General features: G+C 70.8%; 5 protein-coding genes and 1 riboswitch. Of the genes, 4 read left to right on the top strand and 1 reads right to left on the bottom strand.

What is annotated here, in order from left to right; translation table 11 throughout:
* Together QQK43_RS22695 and QQK43_RS22690 are read left to right on the top strand one after the other, a co-directional pair.
* Positions 1-782: HlyD family secretion protein (locus QQK43_RS22695; RefSeq protein WP_284309562.1), on the top strand; the 782-nt coding region annotated here is incomplete at its 5' end.
* Between the two features lie 11 nt (positions 783-793).
* On the top strand, positions 794-2413 hold the full coding sequence (locus QQK43_RS22690) for a DHA2 family efflux MFS transporter permease subunit (RefSeq protein WP_284309561.1): 1620 nt from the start codon (positions 794-796) through the stop codon (positions 2411-2413).
* Between the two features lie 18 nt (positions 2414-2431).
* On the opposite strand, the gene QQK43_RS22685 is transcribed toward QQK43_RS22690, so the two are convergent.
* Complete coding sequence (locus QQK43_RS22685) at positions 2432-2818, bottom strand: hypothetical protein (RefSeq protein WP_234263049.1); 387 nt, start codon at positions 2816-2818, stop codon at positions 2432-2434.
* Between the two features lie 138 nt (positions 2819-2956).
* A riboswitch (TPP riboswitch) is annotated at positions 2957-3061 on the top strand.
* Between the two features lie 64 nt (positions 3062-3125).
* Here QQK43_RS22685 and QQK43_RS22680 point away from each other — a divergent pair.
* Both QQK43_RS22680 and QQK43_RS22675 read left to right on the top strand, forming a co-directional pair.
* The gene (locus QQK43_RS22680; RefSeq protein WP_284309560.1) at positions 3126-4166 is read left to right on the top strand and encodes a thiamine ABC transporter substrate-binding protein; all 1041 of its coding nucleotides are present in this window, start codon (positions 3126-3128) and stop codon (positions 4164-4166) included.
* Positions 4167-4314: 148 nt separating this feature from the next.
* The coding region (locus QQK43_RS22675) for an ABC transporter permease (RefSeq protein WP_284309559.1) at positions 4315-5184 on the top strand (870 nt) is incomplete at its 3' end.

Below are 5184 nucleotides of genomic sequence, written 5' to 3'. Positions count from 1 at the left end.
CGGCCGAATCGGCCCTGCAGGCAGCGCGCGACCAGCTCGCGGCCAGCGAGTCGCTGACCGAAGGCACCACCGCCGACCAGCACCCGAGCGTGCAGCGCGCGGCGGCCCGCGTGCGCGAAACCGCGCTGGCGGTGCAGCGCACCGATCTGGTGGCGCCGGTGGACGGCTACGTGGCGCGCCGCAACGTGCAGCTGGGCCAGCGCGTGGCCGCCGGTTCGCCGCTGATGTCGGTGATCCCGCTGGAGCAGGTGTGGGTCGAGGCCAACTTCAAGGAAAGCCAGTTGCGCCACCTGCGCCTGGCGCAGCCGGTGGAACTGACCGCCGACGTCTACGGCAGCAAGGTCGTGTACCACGGCACCATCGAAGGCATGGGCGCGGGCACCGGCGCGGCTTTCGCGCTGCTGCCGGCGCAGAACGCCACTGGCAACTGGATCAAGGTGGTGCAGCGCGTGCCGGTGCGCATCCAGCTCGACCCGAAGGAACTGGCCGAACACCCGCTGCGCGTGGGGCTGTCGATGGAAGCCAAGGTGGACATCTCCCGCACCGACGGCGCGGTGCTGTCCACCGCTTCGGCCGCGTCGTCGAGCAAGGCTACCGAGGTGTTCGCGCAGGACGCCGCGGCCGCCGATGAGCGCGTGCGCCAGATCATTGCCCGCAACCTGGGCACTGGTGGCGCTGCGCGGGCCGTGGCCCAGGCACCCAAGGCCCTGAAGGCGGCGGCCGCCTCCGCGCCCGGGGCCGCCACGGTCGCTGCCGCCGCCAGCACCGCCGCCACCCACTGAGTGTCCGCACCATGAGCACCGAAGCCATCCGGCCGGCGGCCGGGGCGGATACGCCCGCGCCCGTCGCGCCACCGCCACCCCCCGCTGCGGCGGGACCGGCCTTCGCGCCGCTGCAAGGAGCCCAGCTCGCGCTGGGCACGCTGGCGCTGTCGCTGGCCACGTTCATGAACGTGCTCGACACGTCCATCGCCAACGTGTCGATTCCTGCCATCGCCGGCGACATGGGCGTGAGCCCGGCGCAGGGCACCTGGGTCATCACCTCGTTCGCGGTGGCCAACGCCATCTCGGTGCCGCTGACCGGCTGGCTGACCCAGCGTTTCGGCCAGGTGCGCCTGTTCACCATGAGCGTGCTGCTGTTCGTGCTGGCCTCGTGGTTGTGCGGGCTGGCACCCAACATTGGCATGCTGATCGCCTTCCGCGTGCTGCAGGGGCTGGTGGCGGGCCCGATGATTCCGCTGTCGCAGACCCTGCTGCTGGGCAGCTACCCGCGCGCCAAGGCGGGCGTGGCGATGGCCATGTGGTCGATGACGGTGCTGATCGCGCCGGTGGCCGGCCCGTTGCTGGGCGGGTGGATCACCGACAACATCGCCTGGCCCTGGATCTTCTACATCAACATCCCGGTGGGCATCTTCGCGGCCGCGCTGACCTGGTCGATCTACCGCACGCGCGACCCCGGCCCGCGCCGGGTGCCGCTGGACCGCGTGGGTCTGGTGCTGCTGGTGCTGTTCGTGGCCGCCATGCAGATCATGATCGACAAGGGCAAGGAGCTGGACTGGTTCGAGTCCGGCGAGATCATCATGCTGACCGTGGTCTCGGTGATCGCCTTCCTGTTCTTCCTGGCCTGGGAACTGACAGAGAAGCACCCCATCGTCGACCTGCGCCTGTTCGCACGCCGCAATTTCGTCGCCGGCACGCTGTCGCTGTCCATCGCCTACGGGCTGTTCTTCGGCAACGTGGTGCTGCTGCCCCTGTGGCTGCAGCAGTTCATGGGCTACACGGCCACCTGGGCCGGGCTGGCCACCGCGCCGGTGGGGCTGCTGGCGCTGGTGCTGTCGCCCTGGGTTGGCAAGAACGTGGGCCGGCTGGACCCGCGCAAGCTCGCCACCATCGCCTTCCTGGGCTTCGGTGGGGTGTTGTGGATGCGCTCGCACTTCAACACCGACGCCGACTTCACCACCATCCTGATCCCGACCTTGCTGCAGGGCGCGGCGATGGCGTTCTTCTTCATCCCGCTGCAGGCCATCGTGTTCTCGGGCCTGCCGCCGGAGAAGTTGCCTTCGGCATCGGGCCTGTCGAACTTCGTGCGCATCACCGCCGGCGCCGTGGGCACCTCGCTGTTCACCACGCTGTGGGAAAGCCGCGCCTCGCTGCACCACGCGCAACTGGCCGAAGCCGTGCACGCGGGCAACGCCACCGCCATGGCCAGCCTGCAGCAGTTCATGGCGGCCGGCATGAGCCGCGAGCAGGCGCTGGCCACCATCGACCGGCTGGTGAACCAGCAGGCGTTCACGCTCGCGGTGAACGACCTGTTCCACCTCTCGGCCGTGCTGTTCCTGGTGCTGGTGGCCGTGATCTGGTTCGCCAAGCCGGTGCACGGCGCGGGCAGTGGCGACGCCGGCGGCGCGCACTGAGCCGCCGCCGGGCGCCGCTCAGCGCTCGCGCAGGCTGACCACGTCGTTGGTGGTCAGGCGCATCAGGTACAGCTGCGGGCCGGCGGCGCGCATCTCGCTGCAGCCGCTGCTGCCGCGCAAGCGGTTCCATTCGACGCACAGGGCCGAGCCCTCGGTGCGCCAGCGGCCCGAATCGCTCACCTGCGGGGTGTCGACGTAGACGTAGTCGGTCTTGAACTGCAGGCGTACCTCGCTGCCGTTGAGGTTCTGGTAGGCGAAGGACTTGCCCACCAGGCGCTCTCGAAGGGCTTCGGGTGCGAGCGCCTGGGCCTCGGGCGGAAAGGCCGGGGGCGCGGCGGTTTGCGGCCAGGCCAGTGCGGGCAGGCACAACCAGGGCAGCAGGGGCAGATGTGGTCGCAGGCGCATGAGGGTCTCCTGGGCAGAAGGTGGCGGGGGCCGGCCACGCCGGTTCTGGGGCCGGGTGGACGCATGCTAGAGGGCGTTTGGCGGTTCGGACAAGCACCGCCCGGCGGCTGGCGCGCCGCCCTGCGCGGCCTACAATCCACGCTTCACCGGGGGTGCGGCGCGCCGATAGGCGTCGCGGCTGAGAAATACCCCTCTCACCTGATCTGGGTTGTGCCAGCGTAGGGAGCGTGAACGACCGGCCGCCGTGGTGGCGAGCCGCCGTCCAGCGCCACCCGAGCGGCGTTTTTCGTAGGACAAGGCGTCTCCCATGCAACGGCGGTTTCTGTTTTCGGCTCTCACCTCTCTTTCCCTGGCGGCGCTGGCACCGTCCACATGGGCTGCCGAGCCCTTGCCGTTGCGCGTGCTGGTGCACAGCTCGTTCGACCTGCCCAAGGAACTGCTGACGCAGTTCGAGAAAGCGGCTGGCGTGCGGCTGCAACTGGTCAAGTCGGGGGATGCCGGCGAGATGACCAACAAGCTCATCCTCACCAAGGCACGCCCGATCGCCGACGTGGTGTTCGGCATCGACAACAGCCTGCTGCCGCGGGCGCTGGCTGCGGGCGTGATCGAGCCCTACACCGGCCCGGCGGCGCAACGCGCGGCGGCGGTCACCCTGGGCCAAGGCGTGGTGCCGGTCGACTACGGCTACGTGAGCCTCAATGTCGACAAGGCCTGGTTCGCGCAGAAGGGCCTGGCGCTGCCGACCAGCCTGGACGACCTGGCCCAGCCGGCCTACGCGAAGCTGCTGGTGGTCCAGCACCCGGGTACATCGAGCCCGGGGCAGGCCTTCCTGCACGCCACCATCGCCGGCCTGGGCGAAGAAGCCGCCTTTGCCTGGTGGGCCCGGATGCGCAGCAACGGCGTGAAGGTGGTCAAGGGCTGGACCGAGGCCTACTACACCGAATTCACGCGCAACGGCGGCAGCCGCCCGATCGTGGTGAGCTACGCCAGCAGCCCGGCCGCCGAGGTGTTCTACGCCAAGGACAAGCTGTCCGAATCGCCCACGGCCAACCTGGCGTTCAAGGGCGCCGTGTTCCGCCAGGTGGAGGGCGTGGCGCTGGTGCGCGGGGGCCAGCCGGCCGCGCGCGAGGCGGCGGGCCGCTTCATCGAGTTCCTGCGTTCGGCCCCCGTGCAGCAGGCCCTGCAGACCACGATGTGGATGTACCCGGCCGAGGCCGGTGCGGCACGCGCCGAAGTCATGCGCCTGCACGCGCCCGAGCCCGCCACCTTCGACAATCCGCCGCCTGCGCTCGCCGACGAAAAGGGCCGCGCCTGGCTGCAGCGCTGGACCCAGGTGGTGTTGAAGTGACACCCCCCTGCGCCGCTGCCGCGGCTTCCCCCCTCCGTAGCGCGCTGGTGGCGCTTCGAGGGGTGGCGGCACCCTGTGGCCCGGCGAAGCCGGTTCCACGGTGCCCTGCGGCGGGGGCGGGCCTTCGTTCGCGAAGCGTCCTTCTCGCATGAAGCGCGCGCGCTGGCTGTTGCTGGCGCCGCCCCTGGTATTTCTGGGGCTGGTGCAGGTGGCGCCGTTGATGCGTCTGCTGGCCGAGGCTTTTGCCGGGCGGGACGCCTTCGGCGGTGAGCCGTTGCGCTGGTGGGCCCTGTGGCAGGACGCGCACCTGCGCTGGCGCCTGCTGTGGTCGTTCCTGCAGGCTTCGGTCACGGGGCTGGCCGCGTTCGCCATCGGGCTGCCCATGGCCTGGGTGCTGGCGCGCTGGACGTTCCCGGGCCGGGGTGCCTTGCTGCGCCTGCTCATGCTGCCCTTCGTGGTGCCCACGCTGGTGGCGGCCATGGGCGTGCTGGCGCTGTGGGGTCCGCGCGGTGTGCTTGGCGCACCGCTGGCCGCCTGGGGCATCGAACTGGAAGACACGCCCTGGCTGCTGCTGTACGGCAACCTGTTCTTCAACCTTTGCGTGGTCGTGCGCGCCGGTGTCGAAGCGCTGGAACGGATCGACGCCACGCGATTGGCGGCCGCGCGCAGCCTGGGGGCGACACCCTGGCGGGCATTCTGGCGCGTCGAGTGGCCGGCCATCGCGCCCTGGATGGCGGCGGCGGTGTGCCTGGTGTTCCTGTACTGTTTTTCGGGCTTCGGGCTGGCGCTCGTGCTGGGGGGGCCGCGCTACAGCACGGTGGAGGTGGAGATCTACACCCTGGTGGCGCACGAACTGGCGCTGGGCCCAGCCAGCGTGCTGGCGCTCTGGATGATCGGTCTGACCGGCGCGGTCGCGCTGGGGTATGCCGCCATCGAGCAGCGGCTGGCAGCGCCGGCGCGCGTGGTTCCGGTGCCCCGGCGCCGGCCGGCCGGCGCTGGGCAGTGGGCCGCCGTGGCC

This window comes from Hydrogenophaga electricum (genome assembly GCF_030160815.1).
Lineage (GTDB): Bacteria > Pseudomonadota > Gammaproteobacteria > Burkholderiales > Burkholderiaceae_C > Hydrogenophaga > Hydrogenophaga electricum.
The sequence above is the reverse complement of the archived record's forward strand: the minus strand, read 5'-3'. Positions and strand labels throughout refer to the sequence as shown.

Coding starts and splice junctions, on each gene's coding strand:
- QQK43_RS22685 (WP_234263049.1), bottom strand. CDS start 2,818: ATGCGCCTGCGACCACATCTGCCCCTGCTGCCCTGGTTGTGCCTGCCC.
- QQK43_RS22680 (WP_284309560.1), top strand. CDS start 3,126: ATGCAACGGCGGTTTCTGTTTTCGGCTCTCACCTCTCTTTCCCTGGCG.
- QQK43_RS22690 (WP_284309561.1), top strand. CDS start 794: ATGAGCACCGAAGCCATCCGGCCGGCGGCCGGGGCGGATACGCCCGCG.